Below are 23,111 nucleotides of genomic sequence, written 5' to 3' on the forward strand. Positions count from 1 at the left end.
GCCGGTCAGTTCTTGTCGTCGAGGCTGTCCAAGGTGGTCAGGATCGCCTCGACCGGGATGCGGCCGACGGCGACGGTTTCGGCGCCGTTACGCCGCAGAGCCACCGACAGTGGTGCGGCCCAGGTGTTTTCGTAGATCAGAACGGCGGCCGAACGCCCGGGGTGCAGGGCGGCGCCCGCCTCCCGCAGATCACCGTCGTCGAGTACGCCCGTCGTCTCCTCGGCGAACAAGGCCACGCTCGCTTCGCACTCGAGCCCGATATCGGCGATATCGATGCCGGTCAGCGACCCGTCGCCCTCTTTCCGGAGGAACGCCAGATTCAGCACGCGGATGATGCCCCGGCCGACCAGATCGCGCAGCACCGGCAGGGCCGAACCGTCCGGGGGGCGGCCCGCGGGGAACTCGATGACGAGATAGTCGATCGGACCCATCTCATCTATACCGGCAGCACTGGTCATCCGAGCACCTCATCCCTGGCCGGATCACCGGCGTGATTCGGCGAGACAGCAGCTGACGCCACGCGGTAAACGACGAGCACATCGGCCACCGGCATGACACCTAATGATTCGAAGCCGCGCCGCTCGCGGATAAACCGGAATCTATTCCTGCACGCAAGCCGGTCGGACACGGTGTCTCATCCACGTCCCGAATCGCAAGTCCGCCCGGTGAATCCGCCGGGCGGACGCCGCCCGTTCACCCGGCTCGGCGACACCGCGGAATTTCGCTCACGGTGAGTCTGGATGGTGGCAAACCGCGTGTGGCGGCGAAGAATTCGCGTGACCGTAGTGTGGAAGGGGTAGTGGTGACGACGTCCGTGCCTGTGCGACTCGAGCACGCCGAAGACATACATCCGGGCGTCGACGTGCCGCTGCTCCGCGACGCCGTGGTGGCCGAGCGCACGCTGTGGACACCGGCCGAACTACACGAGCTCACCGCGGTGGTGGCGAGCGAACTGGCGACACCGCTGCTGGATATCGTGCGGTTCGACACCTCGCGGCGCTGGTGGACCCGGCTCGCGCTGACGATGGGCGTGGAACTGTGGCTGCTGTCGTGGGCGCCCGGGCAGGGCACCGAACCGCACGACCACGGGGGCGCGTCGGGGTCGTTCACCGTCTCGATCGGCGAACTGGACGAGGACTACCGCTACCCCACCGGCCCGGTACGCTCGGCCGGGCGCCGCGCCGGCGACACGATCGCGTTCGGGCCCGAACGCGCCCACCAGCTGCACAACCGCAGCGTCCGGCCGGCCACCACGGTGCACGCCTACTCGCCACCGCTGCGACCGGTCCGCGAATACCGGTCGCTGCGGGATTTCACCGGTGTGTGACCATGCCGGTAGCCCCCATCGCCCGATCGCCGAGGAGTGACGGTATGAGCGCCGAGGATCTGCTCACACAGGCACGCGCCGGATTGAACCGCGTCGAGCCCGTCACCGCCGCGCACCGGTTGGCCGAGGGCGCGCTCGTGGTCGATATCCGCCCGCACGCCGACCGCCTCGCCGAGGGCGAGATACCCGGCGCGGTCGTCGTCGAACGGATCGTGCTGGAATGGCGGCTCGACCCCGGGGGTTCGCATCGGCTCCCGGATCTGACGCCCGACACCGAGGTGATCATCGTCTGCAACGAGGGCTACGCCTCCAGCCTGGCCGCCGCCGAGGCACAGCGTCTCGGACTGGCTCGCGCCACCGATCTGGTCGGCGGGTTCCGGGCGTGGAAGGCGGCCGGCCTGCCCGTGGCTCCCGGCGGCACACCCGCCGTTCCGTAGCACCACCGACCGCCACCCGCCTCGCCCGCACGGTTGCCACGACAACCACACGTCCGCAGCGCCGCGTCTACCTCCCGGTTCCCGGAATTCTTTCACCTGCAAACGATCTGGCTGAGAATGTAGAGGGGCAAACGGAATTACGAGGAGTGCGATGACCAGGTGTGCGCATTATGTCGGAAGTGTTCCAGCCGAGTTGATGACCGGGGATGCTGCGGTGCTGCAGTGGTTCGCAGACCGCAGTGCGGGCCATCCCGTGACCGGACTGCCGTGTGACCTGGATCCGGACTGGATCCTCGACTACCTCCGCCGGCGCAGAGAGCACGAGGACGTCTTCGATGTCGTCCGCACCGGCGATTACTCCGACTACAGCGATTTCCCGAGCTACGGCCTCCGACCGGGGGCGAAGCTGGAACCGCGGCACGTGGCGATGGACCGGCTCGACCGCATCGGTGCCGTGGTAGCCGCCTTCGACGAGGTGCGTGCCGCGCGGCCCGAGCTGGACGGGACGAGATTGCAACTGAGCCAACCCAATCCGCTGGATCTTGCGATGTTCGTCTTCGCCGGTGCGGCGGTGTCGAACGGCTTCCCGCTCGGCCCGGCACTGCGCCGCTCCGATCTCATCGTGGCCGCGCTGCGGCATCTGCCGGTCTTCACCGAGGCCGCACTGCAAGAGATCGCGGAGGTGAACGCGCGCTACGGCGATCGCGTGGTCTGGCAGGTCGAATCACCGTTCGCGCTGCTGGGCATGGTCAAGGCCGACCAGCTGGGCGCGAAATGGGCGGCGGCGCCGCTGCTGGCCCGCCAGCTGGCCGGGGTACTCACCGGCATACACGAGATCGGGGCACAGGCCGTGGTCCACCTGTGCTACGGCGATTACCAGCACAAGGCGCTGCTCAGCCCGCGGTCGCTGGCGCCCGCGGTCACCCTGCTGAAGCACACCGCACGCCGGCTGCGCGCAGACGGCACTCCCCTTCCGGCAGTGCACATTCCGTGTGCGTTCGGTGCCGAACCCGCGCCCCAGGACGCCGCGTTCTACGCGCCCCTGCGCCGGCTGGACCCGGACTGGAACGTCATCGCGGGGGTGGTGTCACCGGATTCCGCCGAAGACAGCGCACACGCCCTGCGACTGTTCGAGCAGGCGGCCGGTCGTACCGCGTTCGGTGTCGCGACCGCGTGCGGTCTCGGCCGCTGCAGTGTTGCGGACGCCCAGCGGGCTGCCGAGACGACCGCGGCACTGACCGCGGAGACGACCACCGGATAGCGCCCACGGCACGAGTCGCGGTGCCTGCGTCAGGGCCCTGACGCCGGCACCGCGGCCTCGCGTGGACGCCCGTCGCATCGCCGGTGTGCCGCAATATCGTTCGGCCCCAAGGATTCTCCCGCACATGCCCGGCGACCAGGGCATACCCCGAAGGAGCCGTCGGAATCCGGCGGATGCCACGCGGGAACCGAACAAAGGCCTTACTCTGATTGAGTCGGTGGAAGTGGGGTGATGCCGGGCGTGACCAACCGGGACTGCGAACCCGCATCGGTCCGTCGTCACCGTCTCTATGGCTTTGCTCGCCGAAAACGGCACTCACGTAACGCAACGTCGCGTCCCCTGTCGTGACCCTAGCCGCGCATCACAGACAGCGGCATTTTCGTACCTATAGCAGCTATCTTCTAGCTACGCTCTGTCTGTATGAACTTGCATCGAAACTTACTGTTTCCCTTGATGATTCAAGTACTACTGCTAAACTGATTCCCCGTGCGCCGAGTTCGAGTTAACAAGCGGCTACGGAGGTTTCGGAGTTTGTCGTAGGGCATGCCATCCGGACTCGGTCCGGCAGCCGATCAGGCGCACCGTCCGTTCGTACGCAGTTCCAGGGAGTTGCTATGGGGAACAACGAAATTCCGCGCGTTCTGGTGGTAGGCGGCGGCCCCGCGGGGTCGACCGCAGCCGCACTGCTCGCACGGTCCGGAGTGCAGGTGACCCTCCTGGAGCGGGATACGTTCCCGCGCTATCACATCGGAGAATCACTGCTGGCCTCGTGCCTGTCCACGCTGCGGGTTTCCGGCGCCTACGACAGGGTCGCCGCGCACGGCTTCCAGATCAAACGCGGCGGCTACTTCCAATGGCAGAACGACACCTGGCTGCTGGACTGGTCCAAGCTCGTCGATGCCGAGGCATGGTCCTGGCAGGTCGACCGGGCCACCTTCGACGATCTCCTGCTGCGCAATGCCGCCGACCAGGGCGCGGAGGTCATCGAACAGGCGACCGTCAAGAACATCCTGTTCGACGGTGAGCGTCCGACCGCGGCAGAGTGGGTCAAGGCCGGCGACGACACCGTCCACACCGCCGAGTTCGATTTCCTCGTCGACGCCACCGGCCGAGACGGGTTGCTGGCCAAGCACTTCGGCATGCGTCGCCAACATCCGGCCTTCCGCAACGTGGCGATCTGGTCCTACTGGAAGGGCGCACACCTGCACCCGGACAGCCCGGAGGGCGCGATCAACGTGGTGTCGACCCAGGAGGGCGGCTGGTTCTGGAACATTCCGCTCGCCGACGGCCGTACCAGCGTCGGTTATGTGGTCTCGGCGCGGCTGGCCGCGGAAAAGCTGCGCGCGCACGATTCGCGCCAGTCGTACTACCTGGAGACCATCCGGGAGAGCAAGCCGATGTGCGAGATGCTCGAGGGCGCCGAGCAGATCGCCGACGTACGGGCCGAACAGGACTACTCCTACGTCGCCGACCGGTTCTGCGGACCCGGCTACGTCCTCGTCGGCGACGCGGCCTGCTTCCTGGATCCGTTGCTGTCCACCGGAGTTCACCTGGCGACCTATTCCGGGCTCGTGTCCGCGGCGGCGATCGCTACCACACTGCGCGGTGAGATGTCCGAAACCGATGCGCTGGCGTACTACGAGTACACCTACCGCCGCGGCTACACCCGGTTCCTCTCGCTGGTCTCACGGATGTACGAGCACTACATCGGCTCCGAGGAATACTTCGCGCACGCGCACAAGCTCACCGACGTCCACGACGGCGATTCGCCCGAGCAGTCGTTCACCCGGATCATGGCCGGCCTGACCGATGTCAGCGAGACCACGGGCGATCAGGACCGCACCGGCACCGAGGTCATCGTCGCCGAGGCGGAGCGTCTGCACACCGCCCCGGAGACCGACGGGGTCAACATCAAGTACATGGGCGGCCTGGATATGTCGCCGGTCTGGGACCACTGGCGCGATCCGCTGTCCGACACCACGATGGGCGAGATTCGCATCACCACGGAACCGGTGTTCGGCCTGACCACCCGCCCGCGCTCCGACGCCGAGCGCGAGGCTATGACTCTCCCGGTCCAACCGCCCCGCAAGGGTGCCGGCGCCGCTCTCTAGCGGTGACGTCACCAGGACTCCCGGTGCGAACCGAGACGTGGAGTCGACAGTGACCGTCACAGGATCCGTCCCAGGCCCGCTGAGCGAACCCACGCCCAGCGGGCCGGGTCCCCGGACGAACCCGGCCACGCAGATCGAGCGATTCCACCACCCCACGACCCGAACCCTGCTGTCGGGCACCGGCTTCACGACCACGGCGCTCGAACATATCCTCGGGACGACGCTGAGCGTGCACGTCCTGCGCCAGCAGCAGGTTCCGCCCCGAACATTGCCCACATTCATCGTCGACGAACTCCGGCTGCAGGATGCCGACGGCGCGCTGGTCCGGCGCTCCCGCCTGGTCACCCCCGCGCTGGCGACCGTCTCGCTCAATTACGTAGTGGCCGTGCCACAATCGGCGGCCGCCAGCGGCATCGACGATGTCCGGATGCCGATCGGCCACGGCTTGCTCACCCGCGGCCTACCCCAGCACCGCCGCCTGCTCTGGGCGGGCATCAGGCGGTGGCCGGACGGCCGGCCCAGTGCGTCCAGGGCGTACATCATGACGCTCGGCCGCCGCCCCGTGTGCTACATCCGCGAAGTCTTCCATCCCGCGGTCGTCCCGCCCGCACACACGACGGGTCCGCTGCCGGAACCGGCTCTGCCGGATGATGTTTTCGAGGAGAACTGAGTGCCTGCTCCCACCATCACGGTCCTACTCGACTTGGTTCTCATCATGGCGGCCGCGCACCTGCTCGGATGGCTGGCCGAAAAGATCGGGCAGCCACCGGTCATCGGTGAGATCGCCGCCGGGATCCTGGCCGGTCCCACCGTCATCGGACACCACCTGTCCGCCACCCTGTTTCCCGAAGCCGGACGCTCGTATCTGACGCTGCTCGCCAATATCGGTGTGGCAGTGTTCATGTTCGTCGCCGGACTGGAACTCGATCGGGAGATATTCCGCGGCGCCCGGCGCTCGATCCCCGCGGTTTCCGCGGCGGCCTACGCGATTCCCTTCGCACTGGGCAGCGCGGTCGCGATCACCGTCCTGGCACGTCACACCACCGGGAATCGGTTGCACTTCGCGCTGTTCGTCGGCTGCGCGATGGCCGTGACCGCTTTTCCGGTACTGGCCCGAATCCTGCACGACCGCAATCTCGTTCGCACCGAGATCGGACAGCTCAGTCTGGCCTGCGCGGCGCTGGTCGACGTCGTGGCGTGGTCGGTCCTCGCCGTCGTCCTCGCCCTCGCGCACCCCGGTGGTGTCCAGTGGCGGCTCGTTCTGCTCCTACCGCTGGTCGGTCTGCTGTGGTGGTTCATCCGACCGTTGCTGGCCCGGATCTCGGAATCCGGCACCCAGCAGACGATGATCGTGCTCGGCGTGGGTGGGGCGCTCGGGCTCGCCGCGATCACCGAATGGATCGGATTGCATCTGATCTTCGGCGCTTTCGCCTTCGGTGTCATATTCCCGCGCGAACGCCGCCGGACGGTCGAGGCCGGTGTGCGAATCCTGTGCATCCTGCTGATGCCCGGCTTCTTCGTGATCGCCGGGCTGGCCGTGGATCTCGGCTCGGTCGACGCGACATCGATCGGCGAACTGATCGCGGTCATCGGGGTCGCGGTGGTGGGCAAAGTCGGCAGCGTCTATCTCGCAGGGCGGTTGACCGGGATGCAGTCGCGAGCGGCCGCCGCGGTGGCAGCGCTGCTCAACACCCGAGGTCTGACCGAGCTGGTGATTCTGAACGTGGGCCTGACCACCGGCCTCATCGGCACCCAGTTGTATTCACTGCTGGTGATAATGGCCCTGGTGACCACCGCGTCGACGGCGCCGATGCTCCGTCTGCTCGGCATATCTCGCGGCGACCGGCCGTCCCGTCCGCCGCACACACCGGACTCGGAGCGCGATCCGGACGCGGGCGCCGTGGCCGCGGCCGCGTCGCCCGATATGAGCGGAAAGCTCTGACCCACAAGCACATCCGATCGACTCCGGATGCGGGTGGCGGCACCCTACTCCCACGTTCGCAGACACCGTCGCCGCGTCGCTGCTATGTTGCTTGCGTGGGCGAACCGCCAGGCACCGTGAGCGCGACATGTGCCGCGCCCGCCGAGCTGTCGTCGAATTCCTGTTCCACCCGTCTGGAGTCCCGTCTTTGACCACACCACAGTCACCCCTTCCCGAGCCCTACATCACGGCGACCGGAATATGTCCCGTCCAGCACGGCTCGCCCTTCGATGCCGACGACGACCGATTCCCGATGTACACAGCCGAATTCGTCGCCGATCCACATGCCGCCTATCGAGAGATGCGACAGCAGTACCCCTCCCTCGTTCCCGTCGAGCTCGCCCCCGGTGTGCCTGCCACCCTGGTCATCGACTACGCCGTCGCGGTTCGCATCCTCAACGATCCGGACCACTTTCCCTCCGATCCGCGCACCTGGCAGAAAACCATTCCGCAGGATTCACCGGTGCGCCCGATGATGGAGTGGTATCCGGCGGCCCGGTACAACACCGGTGCGCCGCATGCCCGTTACCGCGCTCCGTCGGTCGCCGCGATCGACCACATCGACCTCCACAGCGTGCCCGCGATCGTGGAAAGGGTTGCCGTTCCGCTGGTCAACTCCTTCTGTGAGCAGGGATCCGCCGATCTCGTCATGCAGTACTCGTTCCCGCTGGTCCTCGAGGTCCTCAACCGGATGGTCGGCTGCCCGGCCGACATCGGGACCCGCGTCGCCAACGGCATGGCCGCCCGGTTCGACACCGTCAGAGGTCAACAGGGCATGGACATGCTCAAGGAAGCGCTGATGGAACTGATCGCGTTCCGGCGCGAGCAGCCGGGCGACGACGTCACCTCGCACCTGGCCCATCACCCGAACGGCCTCAACGACGTCGAGGTGTTCGCCCAGCTGATGTCCTTCTACGGCGCCGGCTTCGAGGCCCAGCGCAATCTCATCAACAACGCGCTGATGCTCATCCTCACCGATGAGCGATTCCGGTTCGGCGACATCCTCGGCCGCAACCTGTCCACCACCGACGCCCTCGACGAAATCCTGTTCAACGACCCGCCGATGGCCAACTTCTGCACCACCTATCCACGGCAGCCGATCATGATCGACGGTGTGTGGCTGCCCGCCGATCAGCCGGTCCTGATCAGCCTCGCGGCGTGCAACAACGATCCGAAGATCCGCGGCGAAGCCTCGAGCAGTATCGGCAACCGTTCGCATCTGGCCTGGAGCACCGGCCCGCACAGCTGCCCCGCCAAATCGGTGGCCTACCTGACGGTCCAGAACGCCATCGACCAGCTCTTCGACGCGCTGCCGGAAATTCAGTTGGCCGTCCCGGCCGCACAACTGGAATGGCGGCCCGGCCCGTTCCACCGGGCCCTGACCTCGTTGCCGGTCGTCTTCCCCAAATCGCCGCCCCTGCCCGTGATGTAGCCACCCTCATCGCCCGGCCCGGGCGACCGCCGCGACGGTCGCCGGGTCGGGGCCGGGGTTCCGAGAAGCGACGGGGCACCGACAAGTCCCGCGATCAGTCGGAGGAGTGCGATGAGTCTGGGTAGTCACTACGCAAGCTCATCGCCGAGATCCACTGAGGCGCAATCACTCCCGATGGTAAGAGCCGTGGATCTCACCTGTGGGTACGGTGATCCGCAACCGGAGCGGCGACATTGGAATGTCGCGTGTGACGGGACAACTCAGAAGCAGTAGGGGAATTTGCACGTGGACGGATCGTCGGGGCCGAAGATCGCGGCTATCAGGCCGTTGATCAACACGTCCGCGGCGCCCGACCCGGTGCTGATTGCGATGTCCTGTGCGCCGGCAACCGACGGGGCGGCGACCTCGGGCTGTGTTGCCCCGGCGGCGGCTGTCATCGGGGTGGTGAGGAGGATGCCTGCCGTCACTGCCAGCATCGTCTTTCGAGTAATCATGGGATCCTTCGTTCGAATGTCGGTTGATGCGGGGTCAAGGGAGTGACCTGAGAAGGGCTGCTCCCAGACGGTTCGCTTCGGCGCAGGGTTCGCCTTCGCCGGTCTGGACGTGTGCATTGCGCACGGTGAGCACGATGCTGCCGAAAGCGGCCGGCGTTCTGGTGTAGCAACCCAGCTTGTCGACGGGCCCACTCGGGCTCGGCGAGTTGTTCACCGCCGTGCCGCAGGCTGCGAGAGGCATCACGGCTCCACCTGCAATCGACGCGAGACGGCTCCCGGGCCTGCCCCAACGCCCCTTTGGAGTGGACGAACCTGCCACGTTTTCGGACTTGGCCGGCCGGACGAGCCCTGGCGATTCTTGTCGGTGCCTGCCGGCAAAGCCGAATCCTTTCCGTGGCAATCATTTCCTGGAGCGGCCAGCCTGGTCAGTGCGGAAGCCCGTCGGGAAAGCAGACAGGCCGCCAGATCGTTCCGCAGGCAAGGTTGTTCAGATCGGCCGAGCCACTGGCAATTCCGCTGTTTGCGTTGACCTGCGTCTCGCTCGCCTGGGGTCCGATCGGTGTCTCGGCCTGCGCGGGAGCGATAGACACCAGAACGGCACCGGTCAAGAGCGCAGCAGGGACGACCGCGCGATGTACTCGAAACATTTCAGCCCGTTTTCTCACGTGGGATCCGGTCAAGGAGATGACCTTGATGACGTATCGAGCGGTCGGCCTCTCTCCGTTAACGCAACCAAACGACCTGCGTCACAGTCGGATCGGTGTGCCGTCAGGTGGGTTGAACGAGTCACCCGCGTTCTGGATCCGGTTCGGTCAGCAGACGCCGGGCACTTCACCGTGCAGGAGGATTCGAATGAAGCAGTCCGGATTCGCGCTGCCGGTACTCGGACCCGGCGCGGGCGTCACGCAAGGCGGCGGCACCGCGCCGACCAACGAGCGGGCCGTGTTCACCGCGGTGGTGTTCGTACCGGCCGATGGGTGTGCGTGGCGGATGCTGCCGCTATCGCTGAACGTCGACCGAGCGGTCCGCCGCGAGACGCCGCGGGCAGCGGGTACCGTCGCGTTCGACTGTGCTGGTCAGTTCGATTTATCAGGGAAGTTGTGATCGCGGCCGGGCACTCTGCTATGTTCTCTGCACGCCCAGATGGCACCGGCCGGTGTAGTTTAGTGGTAGAACATCAGCTTCCCAAGCTGAGAGTGCGGGTTCGATTCCCGTCACCGGCTCTCTTTCCCTCCCCCCTCGATACCGTCCTTCGGCTGCGCGATACCGCCTGCGGGCTCACGAACGAAATCCTTTGTCGCCCATAAACATCGGTCACCGGCGAACAACCGGCGGCCGATGTCCCTCGTCCGGGGTCGTCAGCTGACGCCGAGGTTGATACCGAACGCCAACTCGATCCACCGCACGGCGGCGGTGAACGCCGGGTACCACCCACCGCGGAGACCGAAACGAAGGCTCGTAACGGGTCGATTCCGGCGGAGGGGTTAGGCGGGGCGAATCGTGGCTACCCCTCCGGAGGTGCCGGGTGCCGTGGACGACTGCCGGCCGGGTTGATCGGCCGGTCCACGGCACGTGACTGTCGCACCGACCGAGACCTGTGACGACGGCGGAAGGAAACCGGACAGATGCTCATGCTCACGCCCACTGCCATCGAGGCCGTTCGCACCATCACCTCCGCGGACGGAATGCCCGACGATGCCGGATTGCGCATCTCCTCGAACGACGGCGCCGAGACGCTGCAACTCGCAGTAGCCGCGGGGCCGTCGGAGCAGGACCAGGTGCTCAACGCGGAAGGCCCGCGCGTCTTCCTCGACGAGCAGGTCGTCGACTTCCTCGACGACAAGATCCTCGACACCGGGCTGGGCCCGGACGGGCAGGGCACCTTCGTGCTCGCCCAGCAGGACCCGAACACCGCGGGGCGCTAGGCCGACGCCGATTCGGCTTCCGCGGCCGAATCGGCGCCCTCCCCCGCCCGACTGCCGGACCGAGCTAGTCCGGCCAGATCGGCGTGCGCTTGTTCAGAAAGGCATCCATACCCTCGCGGGCGCCCGGCAGCTGGGATGCGGCGGCCATGACCTCGAGCGCGATCGCGTAGGCGTCGTCCTCCGGGCGGTCCAGCTGGGCGTACAGCGTGCGCTTGCCCAGCGCCTTACTGGCCCGGCTGCCCCGGGTCGCCCTGGTGAGCAGCTCGGCGACCGCCCGGTCGAGATCGGCGTCGGGGACGGCTCGGTTGATCAGCCCCCAGTCGGCGGCGGTGTGGGCATCGATCGGGTCGCCGGTGAGGGCGAGTTCCATCAGGCGTTTGCGGCCGATCGCCCTCGCCACGGGAACGGCCGGAGTGTGGCAGAACCAGCCGCCCTTGCCGCCCGGGAGGGCGAAGCCGGCCGATTCGGCGGCGACGGCCAGATCGCAGGAGGCGACCAGCTGGCATCCGGCTGCCGTGGCGAGGCCGTGAACGCGCGCGACAACGACCTGGGGCACGGATTCGATGGTCGACATGACCTCGGTGCACAAGGTCAGCAGATCGCGCACGCCGAGCAGGTCACGGGCGGCGACATCGGCGAAATCGTGCCCGGCGGAGAAGACGGGACCGTTCGCGGCCAGAACGATCCCGCTCGCATCGCTGCCGCCGGCCCAGCGAAACGCGGACAGCAGCTCCCCGAGATGATCGGCCGAAAGCGCATTGCGCCGGTCCGGCCTGTTCATGGTGATCCGAACGGTCTCACCGTTGCGCTCGACGAGCAGGTGCTGGTACTCCGCTGTAGCCATATCCCCACGGTAGATCGGTCCGGCCGCGGTGGGGGCCTGCGAACCGGTCGAGCGCCCGGTGAGCGTGCCGTGGATCTACTGCGGGGCCGCGACGCAGGTCGTGGCGATCTTCTGGGTCGCCGCACGCGCCTTGTCGGAGTCCTCCTTGCTCAGGCCACCCATCGAGCCGTCGGTCACCTGGGCATTGCTGCCGGGCTTGGTCATCTTGCGCAGGCCGTCCTGCGAAATGCCTTCGTCCACATAGAGTTTGGCGGCGCAATCGGCGAGTTTCGCATCCTTGAGGCCGCTGGACTGCAGAGATTTCGACAGGTCGGCCTGGGTGATGGTCGGCTCCGAATCCTTGTCGGAACCGCACGCACCCAGAAGCGGCAGGGCGATGCAGACGGCGGCGATCAGCGAAATCCTCAACTGTTCCTCAATTCTCAGGCGTATCAGCTATGGCGCGTTCCGGTGGAACCGGACACGAACCGCGCAGGTGATACTGCCGCATCAGGCGGCCGGGCAACAGTCCGAGTCCTGCGAACACGGAGCGTTCACAACGGCGCCGCTCACCGATCCTTCGGCCGCGGTTACGGCGACCTCTGTTGGCGTAACGCCAATGATTGCTAGGGTGTCCCCGTTCCTCGTCGGCGTCCGATCTCGGTGCGGGAGTTTCGAAATGATGTTGAACCATCACCGGGTCGGCACCGGTGAACCGCTGGTCCTGATCCACGGCGTCGGCAGTCGCTGGCAGGTGTGGGAACCGGTCATCGACACGCTGGCGGCCCACTTCGACGTGATCGCGGTCGACCTTCCCGGTTTCGGCGGGTCCGACCCGCTACCGCACACCACGGTGGACACCCTCACCGACGCTCTGCACGCGTTCCTCACCGAACAGGGCCTGGAACGACCCCACCTCGCCGGCAATTCGATGGGCGGTCTGATCGCGCTGAACCTCGGCGCGCGCGGTGTGGCGAGTTCGGTGACCGCGTATTCACCGATCGGGTTCTGGTCCGATGCCGGGCGCATCTGGTGTCAGCAGGCGCTGGGCCGCGCGGCCACCCTGGGCCGGGGACTGCGCACACAACTGCCCGCCATCCTCGGCACACCGGCCGGGCGGACCGCCTTCCTGAGCATCGTCTTCGGCCGGCCGTGGGCGCTGGACACCCGGACCGCGGTCGAGACCGTGGACGGCGTTCTCGATGCCCCCGGATTCCGTTCGGCCCTGGCCTCTTTCGACCAGGCGCGGCTGCGCGACGGCGGCCGCCTGGCTCGCATCCCGGTCACGATCGCCTGGGGCAACCGCGACATCCTGCTCACCTATCGGACCCAGAGCCGGCGGGCGCGGCAATGGCTTCCCCAGGCCCGGCACATCACCCTGGCGGGCAGCGGCCACACCCCGTTCTACGACGACCCGGCCGGTTGCACGAAGATAATCCTCGAGCAGGTGCCTACCGGCGGGTAACCGCGGGGGCCGACCCCGATCAGCACGGAGTGAGCGATGAGCGACGTATCCCTGACCTTCGACGGTGATCGTGCCTACGTCGAACTCGACCGGCCCGACAAACACAACGGGCTCACCATCGACATGTTGAACGATCTTGTCCGGGTGGCGCGGGTGATCGGAAAGCGCGACGAGATTCGCGCCGTGATCCTCGCCGGCAACGGGCCCAGTTTCTCCAGTGGCCTCGATATCGCGAAGGCAACCGGCGACCCGTTGAGTATCGTGCGCAATTTCCTGCCCCTGCCGTGGCTGGGCACGAATGCTTTTCAGGAGGCGTGCTGGGCGTGGCGGCGGCTGCCGCAGCCGGTGATCGCGGCGGTGCACGGCCATTGTTTCGGCGGCGGACTGCAATTGGCCCTGGCCGCCGATTTCCGTTTCGCCACACCGGATTCCGATTTCGCCGTGATGGAAGTCGCGCACGGCCTCGTTCCGGATATGTCGGGCGCGGTCACGCTGTCGCGCCTGATCGGCGCGGACAAGGCCCTCCTGCTGACCATGACCGCCGATCCCGTCGACGCCGCCTATGCCGCACGAATCGGACTGATCACCGAGGTGAGCGAGGATCCGCGCGCCGAAGCCGAGAAATTGGCCGATCGCATCGCGGCCCGCCCGGCACCCGCCGTCGCCGCCGCCAAACAATTGTTCGAGCGCACCTGGCACGCGGGCACCCGCCGCACGCTGGGAATCGAACGGGCGACGCAGATACCACTCCTGGTCCGGCAAGCGCTCGGCCGTCGGTAGATTCGACAAAGGGACACACCGCCGATCCGGGAGTTACCCGAAAACGCGAGAAGGAAACCCATTTACCCGCGATTCGCTGTTAGCATTTTCACACTTTGCCAGCGAAGCCGGTGAACGGGGGCGCATCGGCGAGAACGGGAAGGGCTGCATTTGTCCAAGACCGTATCCGTCCTGCTGTCCGCGATAGCGGGCGCCTCGGCCGTCCTTCTGACCGTGACCGCGCCGGCGGCCGCCAACCCGAATGCCATCAATCCGATTCCGGTTCTCAACGGCACCACCGGATTACCGAATCTGGTCGGGCGTTCGCGAGCGATATTCCAGGTCACCGGAATGGCCAGCCCGAACGCCACCGAGAACTACAACGTCCTCGGCACCGACCTGGGAATCATGTGGGACAACGGCCGCGGCGAGATGCTCACCGCCTTCGGCGATACCGCCGGCGTGGGGCTGCCGAATCTGCTGGCCGGCAGTTTCTGGGCGTGGCGCAGCAATATCCTGGTGCGCAGTCACACCCAGGATCCTTCGGACGGCATCTATTTCGACAGCGCCGTGCGCGACGTGTTCGGCCAGGCGCGGGATCTGATCCCCAGTCCCAAGATTCCGTTCATCGAGATCAGCCGCATCCCGACCGCGGGAATCTCGGTGAACGGCGTGCAGTACATGAGCCTGATGTCGGTGAAGAGCTGGGACGACGTCGGCCAGTGGACCACCAACTTCTCGGGTCTGGCCGCCTCCGCCGACAACGGGGAAACATGGGCCGACCTCGATTTCACCCGCCGGCCCGACGAGGGCGGCAATGCCAACTTCCAGATGAACGCCTTCGTGAAGAGCGGCGGCTGGGTGTACGAATACGGCACGCCGTCGGGCCGCAATCACTTCGCCTACGTCGCGCGCGTGCGGGAGAACGACATCCAGAATCTCGCCGAATACGAGTACTGGGACGGCGGGGCGTGGCGTAAGAACGATGTGAACGCCGCCCGCCCGATCACCGGCGGGGTCGGCGAGATGTCGGTGATGTGGAACGACTACCTCGGGCAATTCGTCATGCTGACCACCGTCCGTGGAATTCGGTGGTGATGCGCCGGGCGTCTTCCCCGGAGGGGCCGTGGAGTCCGCCGGAGGTGCTGATCGATACACGTGAATTGCCCACCGCCTACGCCCCCTCGATCTTCCCGTACCAGACCGGGCGCGATCTGTATTTCCTCACCACGGTGCACAGTCAGTACAACGTCGTTCTCATGCGCACGACGCTGTAGGTCGCCTCGGATACCCGGCGCCCGGCCCCCGTTTCACTCGGCCGGGCGTCGCGCTGTAGCTGGCTAGACTCGCCCCATGGACGCCGCCGAGTGGGACGAGCGCTACGCGCAGAGCGAGTTGGTGTGGGGTGCACCGCCGAACGCGACGGTGGTGGAACACATCTTCGGTTTGGAGCGGCGCATTCGGCTGGTGCCCGATGTGCCCGGTGAAGCGCCACCCGAACTGCCGCGTGCCCTGGACCTGGCGTGCGGGGAGGGACGGCACGCGCTCTGGCTGGCCACGCACGGCTGGCAGGTGCGAGCGGTCGACTTCTCCCAGGTGGGCATCGACAAGGGCCGCACGGTCGCCTCGCGGCTTTCACGTTCGGTGCGCAGCAGGATCGATTGGGAATGCGCGGACGTCACCGATCTGGCCGGTGCGGGGATCGACGGCCCGTTCGAACTGATTCTCGCCGTCTACATTCATCTGCCCGCCGACCAGCGGCGCAGCCTGTTGCTCGCGGCGGCCGAGCGGCTGAGCCCGGGCGGCACCCTCCTCGTCCTCGGCCACGACACCACCAATATCGCCGACGGTTACGGCGGGCCGCAGGATCCGGCGATCCTGTTCACTCCCTACGACGTGGTGGCGGATCTCGCTGCGGCAAAACATATTCGGATCGACACGGCGCAGCGGGTGCTGCGCGAGACCGAGGGACGCGACGCCATCGACGCCCTCGTGGTGGCCACCGCGATCGTGCCCGATCTGGAAGAGCAAGCGACGGCCACCCCGGACGCGTGATCCGGGGTGGCGACGCCTCACAGTCCGGCGCTGCCGGTGGGTAGCGGCGCCGGTCCGTGGGACTGTGCGGGCGGATCCGTCCGATCGTCACCGAATCGGTCGCGGCCGAATCGGTCACGGCCGAATCGGTCCCGGCCGAACCGGTCGTAACCGAAGCGGTCGTAACCGAGCGAGTCGTATCCGGACCGGTCGAAGCCCGAGCGGTCACGGCCGAACCGGTCGTATCCGGACCGGTCGAAGCCCGAGCGGTCGCGCCCGAATCGGTCGACACCCTGGGCGTTGAACCCGTCGGAGCCGAAGCCGTCGGCGCTGCACGGCGGGGCGGCGCCACACGGAACGCTCGCCTGCGCGGCACCCGCTCCGGCGACGGCGATACCGGCCGCTGCGAGGACAGCCAGTGCGACACCGGCCGCGGGACGACGAGCGGCGCGAATCGGGCCTGCGATCATGGATCTGTCTCCTCTCGAAATCCCGACCACAGCCGAAATTACCTCGGCAACGGCGGCCCGGCATCGGGGTATTCCCGGAGATGGAACCTGAGATTCGATGATCCACAGGCCTTTTCGCACCGATCAATCCATGTCCGCCCAGCGTCGCAGCCACGGCTCCACCGTCCCGGCGATGAGATCGAAGCCACTGCGAAACGAATGGGCCTGGCCCGGAATCACTTTCACCTCGGCCGCATCGGCGGAGTCCGGAATTCCGAAGGGATCGCGTTCACCGTTGATCACCACCACATCGGTGTGCGCGGACGCCGCCAGCAGCTCCTCTCGCCGCGTCTTCTCCGGCTTACCTGGCGGGTGCAGCGGAAACGACAGCGCCAGTATGCCTTTGGCGTCGGCTTCGACGGCGGTCCGGCAGGCGACCCGGGCGCCGTTGCTGCGCCCGCCCTGGATCAGCGGTATCCCGGGCGCCTGCTCGCGCAGGGCCGAGACGATCTCCAACCACGCCGCATCCTGCACCGTCGCCGAACCGGGTGCCCGCCGACCGGCGACCCGGTACGGCTGAATCACCCGCGCGACCACCCCGCCCAGCGCCACCGCGCGATCGCGGACCGCCAGCAGATCCCCGGCCTCCACCCCGCCGCCGGAACCGTGGGTGAGCAGCAGCAGAAACCGGTCGCCGGCCTCCCGGTCGATCTCCACCTCGGCGTCCCCCGCAGCTGTCTCGATGCGCACGGTGTCCACGGTAATCCCCGCTCAGCGGGGGCCTGCCACGCACCGGAAGCCGATATGACTCATCCCGGTGTCGACCATCTGCGGGCGACGCGCGGCGGGCCGGTACCGGCGGCAGTAGCTGTCGGCGCAGAGAAACGAACCGCCCTTGATCACCTTGCGCGGCACCCGGAACTGCGGCTGACGCGGGTCGAAACTCCGCTCCTGATCCCCACCGCGCGGATTACGCGGGACGCAGCATCCGCCGCCGCCCGGATGGCGCTCGGCGTACCAGTCGCCGGTCCATTCCCACACGTTGCCGGCCATATCGGACAGGCCGTAGTCGTTGGGCGGATAGGAACCGACGGCAGTCGTGTGTCCGTAACCGCGGTCGGGACGCCACGGGAAGTCGCCGTGCCAGTAGTTCGCGAGGCGCCGGTCTCCGGATTCTCCCTCCTCGCCCCAGGTGAATTCGGCACCCTCCACCCCGCCGCGGGCCGCGGCCTCCCACTGCGCCTCGGTCGGCAGCGCCCGGCCCATCCATGTCGCGTAGGCGGCGGCGTCCTCGTACGCGATATGCACTACCGGATGATCGGGCCGGTCGGCGATCGACGACCCGGGCCCCTCGGGATGCCGCCACGAGGCGCCGGGCGTCCAGCGCCACCACAGGTTCAGATGCCGCAGGTCGACCGGGCCGGCCGTCCGGGTGAACACCATCGAGCCGGGTTGCAGATTCTCGACCGGTGCTCCCGGAAAGTCGGCGGGATCGAGCGGGCGCTCGGCGACGGTGCGGTACCCGGTGTCGGCGACGAACCGTTCGTACTGGCTGTTGGTGACCTGCCGAGTTTCGATGGCGAAGGCATCCACGGCCACTCGATGGGCGGGCCGTTCCTCCGGATAGTGGCGGTCCGAACCCATCGTGAAGGTCTGTGCGGGTATCTGCCGCACGTCGGTGGCGATCGAAATATTCACGGGCCGTTCCTACGAATCGGGTGTGAAGATCTGCGCCCAGTCATTCTTCATGCTGACCACCGTCCAGTCGTTGCGACGCGCGTGCTCGAGCGCATTCTCGGCGCCGGCGACGTAGTCGAATTCCCGGTCCGCGTCGTCGTGCAGGATCAGCATGCGCAACGACGGCGCGCCCGCGAGTTCGGAGAACGACAGCATGGGCAGATCGCCGTTGGAATTGCCGACCGACAGGATGGGACGGCGGCCGATCCGGCTCCAGATTCGGACCGGTTTCTCCGGCCCGTCGTCGAAGAAATCCATCGCGGATTTGTAGAGCAGGTCGCTGCGGCCTTCCCGTTCCCGATAGGTCAACCCGAGCGCACTGCCGATCACCCGCTCCGGCGGCACCCCGTAGAGATCCCCCGCGACCGGGCGCATGAAATCCCGATCACCACCGGAGGCGATGTAGGTGGTGAATTCGCTGTCGCGCAGATACCACAGCAGTTCGACCATCGGAGCGAAACCGCAGCCGTGATACGGGCGGCCGAGGGTCGGGTGGTCGGCGTGGGAGAAGAATGCCGCCACCCGCGCGTCGTAATCCTCGACGCTGATCTCACCGAACGCGCGAGTTACCGCGCCCATCAACAACTTCAGATCGGTGTCGTCACCGTGGTAGTGCTTGACCATCGCCGTGCCGAGCCACTGCAGGTCCTGCTCGTAGGCCGCGCGCCACGGCTGTTGCGTGCGCAATCGCGGTTCCTGCTCGGCCATTTCGGCCAGTCGCCGGATGGTGAAGTCGAGCTGAATCGGCATCGGCTTCTCACACCACAGGGTGCCGTCGTTGTCGAATACCGCTATCCGCGCGGACGGTTCGACATAATCGGGCCCGTCCCGATCGGTGACGCGAGCGACGAAATCGACGATGGCAGAAATGGTTTCACCGTCGTTCCATGATTCCAGCGACACCGCCATGGTCAGTCCCGGGCGAGGAAGTCGTGCAGTTTGGCGACCGCCTGGTTGATGGTGAAGGTGGCCGGTTCCTGACGCGGCGGAAATTCCTTGAACGTGTCGAGGAACGCCGTCGCGATGGCCGTCCCGTAGAAGGCGATGTAGTCGTGGTCGAGGAACCAGTCCCAATAGGTATTGGAGGTGACGTCGGCTCGCTCGAACGGGTCGGTGCGCAGATTGAACAGTTTCGGCACCCGCAGCGGGGTGAAGGGTTCGGCCCAGATTCCGAGCGTGCCCTGTTTGCGCTGCTCCATGAACACGATCTTCCAATTCTCGAACCGGATTCCGAGCACATCGCAGTCGTCGGAGAAATAGACCATGCCGCGCCGCGGGCTGTGTTCGACCTCGCCGGTGAGGTAGGGCAACAGGTTGTAGCCGTCGATGTGGACCTTGAAAGTCTTGTCCCCCACCGCATGTCCCTGTTCCAGCTTGTCGACGATATCGGGTTCGCCGGCCGCGGCGAGCAACGTCGGCAGCCAATCATGGTGCTGCACTATGTCGTTGGAGATGGAGCGGGCGGCGATGTGGCCCGGCCAGCGGATCACCTGCGGCACCCGGAACGCACCCTCCCAGTTGGTGTCCTTCTCGCTGCGGAACGGGGTGGTCGCGCCGTCGGGCCAGGTGTTGGCGTGCGGGCCGTTGTCGGTGCTGTAGATGACGATCGTGTTGTCGGCCAGGCCGAGTTCGTCGAGGGCATCGAGCACGCGGCCCACATTGCGGTCGTGGTCGATCATCGTGTCGTGGTACGGCGACTGCCAGAATCCCGCCTGCCCCACACTTTCCAGCTTGGTGTGCGTGCGCAGATGCATGTGCGTGAAGTTCAGCCAGACGAAGAACGGCGTGCCCGCCCGCTGCTGACGGGTGAGGAAATCGACGCAGGCCTCGGCCACATCCTCGTCGATCGTCTCCATCCGCTTCTTGGTCAGCGGCCCGGTGTCCTCGATGCGTTGTTTGCCGACGCGCCCGAAGCGCGGGTCCTCGGTGGGGTCGTCCTCGTCGGTCGCCCACGAGTGCAGCACCCCGCGCGGGCGTTGCAGGTCGTACAGCCGCGGGTAGGCGTCCTTGTGCGGATAGTCCGGCAGCTCGGGTTCCTCCTCCGCGTTCAGGTGGTAGAGGTTGCCGAAGAACTCGTCGAACCCGCGCACCGTCGGCAGGAATTTGTTGAGGTCGCCGAGGTGATTCTTGCCGAACTGCCCGGTCGCGTAACCGAGCGGTTTCAGCAGTTCGGCGATGGTCGGATCCTCGGGAGACAGACCGATGCCCGCGCCGGGCACTCCGACCTTGCTCATCCCGGTGCGGTAGACGCTCTGCCCGGTGATGAAGGAGGCCCGCCCGGCCGTACAGCTCTGTTCGCCGTAGGAGTCGGTGAACCGCATGCCTTCCTCGGCGAGCCGGTCGATATTGGGCGTGCGATAGCCCATCAGGCCGTCGCTGTAGCAGCTGAGATTGGTGATACCGATGTCGTCACCCCAGATGACCAGGATGTTCGGCTTCGAATCCGGCACAGCGGCCTCCTTCGGCGCAGGTGAACTACCCTGCCGACACCCTGCCCGCGACCACCCGCGGACACCTCACCCGCGACGGGTGATTGCGGTGAGCCGGCGGCCGCGTGTTCATCTCGTCACATCGCCCGGTCAGCGCTTTCCAACCCCATTACTCATCGGTAATATACGCTGTAAGTTACCCGCGAGTAGAAGGCGGATATTCCGTTCGACTACCCGGTGTGGAGACACATGGGCGGGAACGGCACACACCGACCCGCACCGACTCAACGGAGAGTGAGTAACAGAGATGGGCCATTACAAGAGCAACGTCCGCGACCTGGAGTTCAACCTCTTCGAGGTGCTGGGCATCGGCTCGGTGCTGGATTCCGGCGCCTACGGTGACCTGGACACCGACACGGTCAAGAACATCATCGACGAGGTACGCCGCCTGGCCGAGGGCCCGGTCGCCGAGTCCTTCGCCGACGCCGACCGCAACCCGCCGGTGTTCGACCCCAACACCCACAGCGTCTCTATTCCGGAGTCGTTCAAGAAGTCCTTCAAGGCCTACGAAGAGGCCGGCTGGAACAAGGTCGGCCTGAACGAGGAACTGGGCGGCCTGCCCGCGCCGCGTTCGGTGGTCTGGGCCCTCAACGAGATGATCCTGGGCTCGAACCCGGCCGTCGCGATGTACGCCGCCGGTGGCCCGTTCGGCCAGATCTTCTGGAACAACGCCACCGACGAGCAGAAGAAGTGGGCCGAGATCGCCGTCGAGCGCAACTGGGGCGCCACCATGGTGCTGACCGAGCCCGACGCCGGCTCCGATGTGGGCGCCGGCCGCACCAAGGCCATCCAGCAGGAGGACGGCTCCTGGCACATCGAGGGTGTCAAGCGGTTCATCACCTCCGGTGACTCCGACGACATGTTCGAGAACATCTTCCACCTGGTGCTGGCCCGCCCCGAGGGCGCCGGCCCGGGCACCAAGGGCCTGTCGCTGTTCTTCGTGCCGAAGTTCCACTTCGACTTCGAGAACCGGACCCTGGGCGAGCGCAACGGCGTATTCGTCACCAACGTCGAGCACAAGATGGGCCTGAAGGTCTCGGCCACCTGTGAGGTCACCTTCGGTGGCCACGGCGTCCCGGCCAAGGGCTGGCTCGTCGGCGAGGTCCACAACGGCATCGCGCAGATGTTCGACGTGATCGAGAACGCCCGAATGATGGTGGGCACCAAGGCCATCGCGACCCTGTCGACCGGTTACCTGAACGCGCTGGACTACGCCAAGCAGCGCGTGCAGGGTGCGGATCTGACTCAGATGACCGACAAGACCGCGCCGCGCGTCACCATCACCCACCACCCGGACGTGCGCCGCTCGCTGATGATGCAGAAGGCCTACGCCGAGGGCCTGCGCGCGATCTACCTCTACACCGCCGCCCACCAGAACGAGGACATCGCTCAGCTGGTCTCCGGTGCCGACAAGGACCTCGCGTTCCGCGTCAACGACCTGCTGCTGCCGATCGTCAAGGGTGTCGGCTCCGAGCGGGCCTACCAGTACCTGACCGATTCGCTGCAGACCTTCGGTGGTTCCGGCTTCCTGCAGGACTACCCGATCGAGCAGTACATCCGCGACGCGAAGATCGACTCGCTGTACGAGGGCACCACCGCCATCCAGGCGCAGGACTTCTTCTTCCGCAAGATCGCTCGCGATCGCGGCGTGGCGCTGGCCCACGTGGCCGGCCAGGTGCAGAAGTTCATCGAGTCCGAGGCCGGCAACGGCCGCCTGAAGGGCGAGCGCAAGCTGCTGGCCACCGCGCTCGAGGATGTGCAGGCCATGGCCGCCACCCTGACCGGTCACCTGATGGGTGCGCAGGAGGACGCCAAGGAGCTGTACAAGGTCGGCCTGGGTTCGGTCCGCTTCCTGATGGCGGTGGGCGACCTGCTCATCGGCTGGCAGCTGCTGCGTCAGGCCGAGGTCGCCATCAAGGCCCTCGACAACGGCGCCACCGGTTCCGACGAGGCCTTCTACAACGGCAAGGTCGCCGTGGCTCAGTTCTTCGCCCGCAACGTGCTGCCGGAGCTGACCTCCACCCGCACCGTGCTGTCCAGCCTGGACAACGACGTGATGGAGCTCGACGAAGCGGCCTTCTGATCGCCTCCTCGTCCACCGCGTGAATGCAGCGGCCCCGCCTCCCGCCGGCGGGAGGCGGGGCCGCTGCCGTTCCGGGTCCCGAATGCGAAGGGGCTCCGGGTCCCGAATGCGAAGGCCCGGGCAGCGATCCGGACGGCACGCCCGGACCGCCGGTCCTGCACCGGAATCGAGACCGGGTAATAATGTCGGCACTGGAGTGCCCCGGGGTCTGGTGCGCCATACATAAACCGAGACAACCGAGACAACGCCGTGCCGTGCCGATGTGACGAGAGTTTCGTCGGCATGTAGCACGCCGTCCGCCGAG

22 protein-coding genes, 1 tRNA gene and 1 pseudogene are annotated in these 23,111 nt (G+C 66.8%); 15 read left to right on the forward strand and 9 right to left on the reverse strand.

The genetic code is table 11. The features are described from left to right. Window positions 1–5: 5 nt before the first annotated feature. Window positions 6–458 (reverse strand): DUF6325 family protein, encoded by a 453-nt coding sequence (locus tag A5789_RS18000; RefSeq protein WP_064907125.1) that lies wholly within the window; start codon window positions 456–458, stop codon window positions 6–8. Between the two features lie 344 nt (window positions 459–802). Between A5789_RS18000 and A5789_RS18005 the strand changes: the two genes are divergently transcribed. The 7 genes from A5789_RS18005 (at window position 803) to A5789_RS18035 (ending at window position 8,549) form a co-directional block, all read left to right on the forward strand. Next, window positions 803–1,327: a cysteine dioxygenase family protein gene (locus A5789_RS18005; protein WP_064906788.1), complete on the forward strand. Its 525-nt coding sequence runs from the start codon at window positions 803–805 to the stop codon at window positions 1,325–1,327. A 44-nt stretch (window positions 1,328–1,371) separates the two neighbouring features. Next, window positions 1,372–1,764 (forward strand): rhodanese-like domain-containing protein, encoded by a 393-nt coding sequence (locus A5789_RS18010; protein ID WP_064906785.1) that lies wholly within the window; start codon window positions 1,372–1,374, stop codon window positions 1,762–1,764. Between the two features lie 196 nt (window positions 1,765–1,960). Then, window positions 1,961–3,025, forward strand: a complete 1,065-nt coding sequence (locus A5789_RS18015) for a hypothetical protein (RefSeq protein ID WP_063011389.1) — start codon at window positions 1,961–1,963, stop codon at window positions 3,023–3,025. A 614-nt stretch (window positions 3,026–3,639) separates the two neighbouring features. Next, window positions 3,640–5,136: an NAD(P)/FAD-dependent oxidoreductase gene (locus A5789_RS18020; RefSeq protein WP_063011391.1), complete on the forward strand. Its 1,497-nt coding sequence runs from the start codon at window positions 3,640–3,642 to the stop codon at window positions 5,134–5,136. A gap of 49 nt (window positions 5,137–5,185) precedes the next feature. Next, complete coding sequence (locus A5789_RS18025; protein ID WP_064906784.1) at window positions 5,186–5,806, forward strand: hypothetical protein; 621 nt, start codon at window positions 5,186–5,188, stop codon at window positions 5,804–5,806. Further along, a complete protein-coding gene (locus A5789_RS18030; RefSeq protein WP_063011393.1) occupies window positions 5,807–7,078 on the forward strand; it encodes a cation:proton antiporter in 1,272 nt (423 codons plus the stop codon). Between the two features lie 187 nt (window positions 7,079–7,265). Continuing rightward, the gene (locus A5789_RS18035; RefSeq protein WP_082940785.1) at window positions 7,266–8,549 is read left to right on the forward strand and encodes a cytochrome P450; all 1,284 of its coding nucleotides are present in this window, start codon (window positions 7,266–7,268) and stop codon (window positions 8,547–8,549) included. A gap of 260 nt (window positions 8,550–8,809) precedes the next feature. Here the strand turns inward: A5789_RS18035 and A5789_RS18040 are convergent, their stop codons facing one another. Continuing rightward, window positions 8,810–9,043 carry a hypothetical protein gene (locus A5789_RS18040; protein WP_064906783.1) on the reverse strand — a complete coding sequence of 78 codons (234 nt, stop codon included), beginning with the start codon at window positions 9,041–9,043 and terminating at the stop codon, window positions 8,810–8,812. A gap of 852 nt (window positions 9,044–9,895) precedes the next feature. Here A5789_RS18040 and A5789_RS38410 point away from each other — a divergent pair. The 3 genes from A5789_RS38410 (at window position 9,896) to A5789_RS18055 (ending at window position 10,968) form a co-directional block, all read left to right on the forward strand. Continuing rightward, window positions 9,896–10,147 carry a transposase gene (locus tag A5789_RS38410; protein WP_064906782.1) on the forward strand — a complete coding sequence of 84 codons (252 nt, stop codon included), beginning with the start codon at window positions 9,896–9,898 and terminating at the stop codon, window positions 10,145–10,147. 48 nt (window positions 10,148–10,195) lie between these two features. Next, window positions 10,196–10,266, forward strand: a tRNA-Gly gene (locus tag A5789_RS18050). A 402-nt stretch (window positions 10,267–10,668) separates the two neighbouring features. Continuing rightward, complete coding sequence (locus A5789_RS18055) at window positions 10,669–10,968, forward strand: hypothetical protein (protein ID WP_030514272.1); 300 nt, start codon at window positions 10,669–10,671, stop codon at window positions 10,966–10,968. A gap of 64 nt (window positions 10,969–11,032) precedes the next feature. Here the strand turns inward: A5789_RS18055 and A5789_RS18060 are convergent, their stop codons facing one another. Beyond that, entirely contained in the window at window positions 11,033–11,812 is a 780-nt protein-coding gene (locus A5789_RS18060) for an enoyl-CoA hydratase-related protein (RefSeq protein ID WP_063011395.1), read from the reverse strand. A 75-nt stretch (window positions 11,813–11,887) separates the two neighbouring features. After that, on the reverse strand, window positions 11,888–12,220 hold the full coding sequence (locus A5789_RS18065) for a hypothetical protein (RefSeq protein WP_030514270.1): 333 nt from the start codon (window positions 12,218–12,220) through the stop codon (window positions 11,888–11,890). A gap of 250 nt (window positions 12,221–12,470) precedes the next feature. Between A5789_RS18065 and A5789_RS18070 the strand changes: the two genes are divergently transcribed. The 4 genes and pseudogenes from A5789_RS18070 to A5789_RS18085 all read left to right on the forward strand — a co-directional run bounded on the left by A5789_RS18070 (window position 12,471) and on the right by A5789_RS18085 (window position 16,070). Continuing rightward, complete coding sequence (locus A5789_RS18070) at window positions 12,471–13,256, forward strand: alpha/beta fold hydrolase (protein ID WP_064906781.1); 786 nt, start codon at window positions 12,471–12,473, stop codon at window positions 13,254–13,256. A gap of 36 nt (window positions 13,257–13,292) precedes the next feature. Beyond that, complete coding sequence (locus A5789_RS18075) at window positions 13,293–14,036, forward strand: crotonase/enoyl-CoA hydratase family protein (RefSeq protein WP_030514268.1); 744 nt, start codon at window positions 13,293–13,295, stop codon at window positions 14,034–14,036. 183 nt (window positions 14,037–14,219) lie between these two features. After that, window positions 14,220–15,292, forward strand: a pseudogene (locus tag A5789_RS18080) (DUF4185 domain-containing protein). Window positions 15,293–15,368: 76 nt separating this feature from the next. Then, window positions 15,369–16,070 (forward strand): bifunctional 2-polyprenyl-6-hydroxyphenol methylase/3-demethylubiquinol 3-O-methyltransferase UbiG, encoded by a 702-nt coding sequence (locus tag A5789_RS18085; protein ID WP_064906780.1) that lies wholly within the window; start codon window positions 15,369–15,371, stop codon window positions 16,068–16,070. A 17-nt stretch (window positions 16,071–16,087) separates the two neighbouring features. On the opposite strand, the gene A5789_RS18090 is transcribed toward A5789_RS18085, so the two are convergent. The 5 genes from A5789_RS18090 to A5789_RS18110 form a co-directional block, all read right to left on the reverse strand. After that, entirely contained in the window at window positions 16,088–16,519 is a 432-nt protein-coding gene (locus A5789_RS18090) for a hypothetical protein (protein WP_064906779.1), read from the reverse strand. Window positions 16,520–16,642: 123 nt separating this feature from the next. After that, window positions 16,643–17,248, reverse strand: a complete 606-nt coding sequence (locus tag A5789_RS18095) for an alpha/beta family hydrolase (protein ID WP_063011448.1) — start codon at window positions 17,246–17,248, stop codon at window positions 16,643–16,645. A gap of 21 nt (window positions 17,249–17,269) precedes the next feature. Then, window positions 17,270–18,142 carry a formylglycine-generating enzyme family protein gene (locus A5789_RS18100; protein ID WP_064906786.1) on the reverse strand — a complete coding sequence of 291 codons (873 nt, stop codon included), beginning with the start codon at window positions 18,140–18,142 and terminating at the stop codon, window positions 17,270–17,272. 63 nt (window positions 18,143–18,205) lie between these two features. After that, window positions 18,206–19,144 (reverse strand): HAD family phosphatase, encoded by a 939-nt coding sequence (locus A5789_RS18105; RefSeq protein ID WP_064906778.1) that lies wholly within the window; start codon window positions 19,142–19,144, stop codon window positions 18,206–18,208. A 2-nt stretch (window positions 19,145–19,146) separates the two neighbouring features. Further along, a complete protein-coding gene (locus tag A5789_RS18110) occupies window positions 19,147–20,685 on the reverse strand; it encodes an arylsulfatase (RefSeq protein WP_030514261.1) in 1,539 nt (512 codons plus the stop codon). Between the two features lie 286 nt (window positions 20,686–20,971). On the opposite strand from A5789_RS18110, the gene A5789_RS18115 reads away from it, so the two are divergent. Continuing rightward, complete coding sequence (locus A5789_RS18115) at window positions 20,972–22,807, forward strand: acyl-CoA dehydrogenase (protein ID WP_064906777.1); 1,836 nt, start codon at window positions 20,972–20,974, stop codon at window positions 22,805–22,807. Window positions 22,808–23,111: the final 304 nt, after the last annotated feature.

The sequence above is a fragment of the Nocardia sp. 852002-51101_SCH5132738 genome, from assembly GCF_001665695.1.
Classification (GTDB): domain Bacteria; phylum Actinomycetota; class Actinomycetes; order Mycobacteriales; family Mycobacteriaceae; genus Nocardia; species Nocardia nova.

What these genes read in the sequence shown, in the direction of transcription:
- A5789_RS18060 (WP_063011395.1), bottom strand. Translation starts at nt 11,812, where the DNA reads ATGGCTACAGCGGAGTACCAGCACCTGCTCGTCGAGCGCAACGGTGAG.
- A5789_RS18055 (WP_030514272.1), top strand. Translation starts at nt 10,669, where the DNA reads ATGCTCATGCTCACGCCCACTGCCATCGAGGCCGTTCGCACCATCACC.
- A5789_RS18010 (WP_064906785.1), top strand. Translation starts at nt 1,372, where the DNA reads ATGAGCGCCGAGGATCTGCTCACACAGGCACGCGCCGGATTGAACCGC.
- A5789_RS18015 (WP_063011389.1), top strand. Translation starts at nt 1,961, where the DNA reads ATGACCGGGGATGCTGCGGTGCTGCAGTGGTTCGCAGACCGCAGTGCG.
- A5789_RS18040 (WP_064906783.1), bottom strand. Translation starts at nt 9,043, where the DNA reads ATGATTACTCGAAAGACGATGCTGGCAGTGACGGCAGGCATCCTCCTC.
- A5789_RS38410 (WP_064906782.1), top strand. Translation starts at nt 9,896, where the DNA reads ATGAAGCAGTCCGGATTCGCGCTGCCGGTACTCGGACCCGGCGCGGGC.
- A5789_RS18105 (WP_064906778.1), bottom strand. Translation starts at nt 19,144, where the DNA reads ATGGCGGTGTCGCTGGAATCATGGAACGACGGTGAAACCATTTCTGCC.
- A5789_RS18000 (WP_064907125.1), bottom strand. Translation starts at nt 458, where the DNA reads ATGACCAGTGCTGCCGGTATAGATGAGATGGGTCCGATCGACTATCTC.
- A5789_RS18090 (WP_064906779.1), bottom strand. Translation starts at nt 16,519, where the DNA reads ATGATCGCAGGCCCGATTCGCGCCGCTCGTCGTCCCGCGGCCGGTGTC.
- A5789_RS18100 (WP_064906786.1), bottom strand. Translation starts at nt 18,142, where the DNA reads ATGGGTTCGGACCGCCACTATCCGGAGGAACGGCCCGCCCATCGAGTG.
- A5789_RS18020 (WP_063011391.1), top strand. Translation starts at nt 3,640, where the DNA reads ATGGGGAACAACGAAATTCCGCGCGTTCTGGTGGTAGGCGGCGGCCCC.
- A5789_RS18075 (WP_030514268.1), top strand. Translation starts at nt 13,293, where the DNA reads ATGAGCGACGTATCCCTGACCTTCGACGGTGATCGTGCCTACGTCGAA.
- A5789_RS18085 (WP_064906780.1), top strand. Translation starts at nt 15,369, where the DNA reads ATGGACGCCGCCGAGTGGGACGAGCGCTACGCGCAGAGCGAGTTGGTG.
- A5789_RS18115 (WP_064906777.1), top strand. Translation starts at nt 20,972, where the DNA reads ATGGGCCATTACAAGAGCAACGTCCGCGACCTGGAGTTCAACCTCTTC.
- A5789_RS18070 (WP_064906781.1), top strand. Translation starts at nt 12,471, where the DNA reads ATGATGTTGAACCATCACCGGGTCGGCACCGGTGAACCGCTGGTCCTG.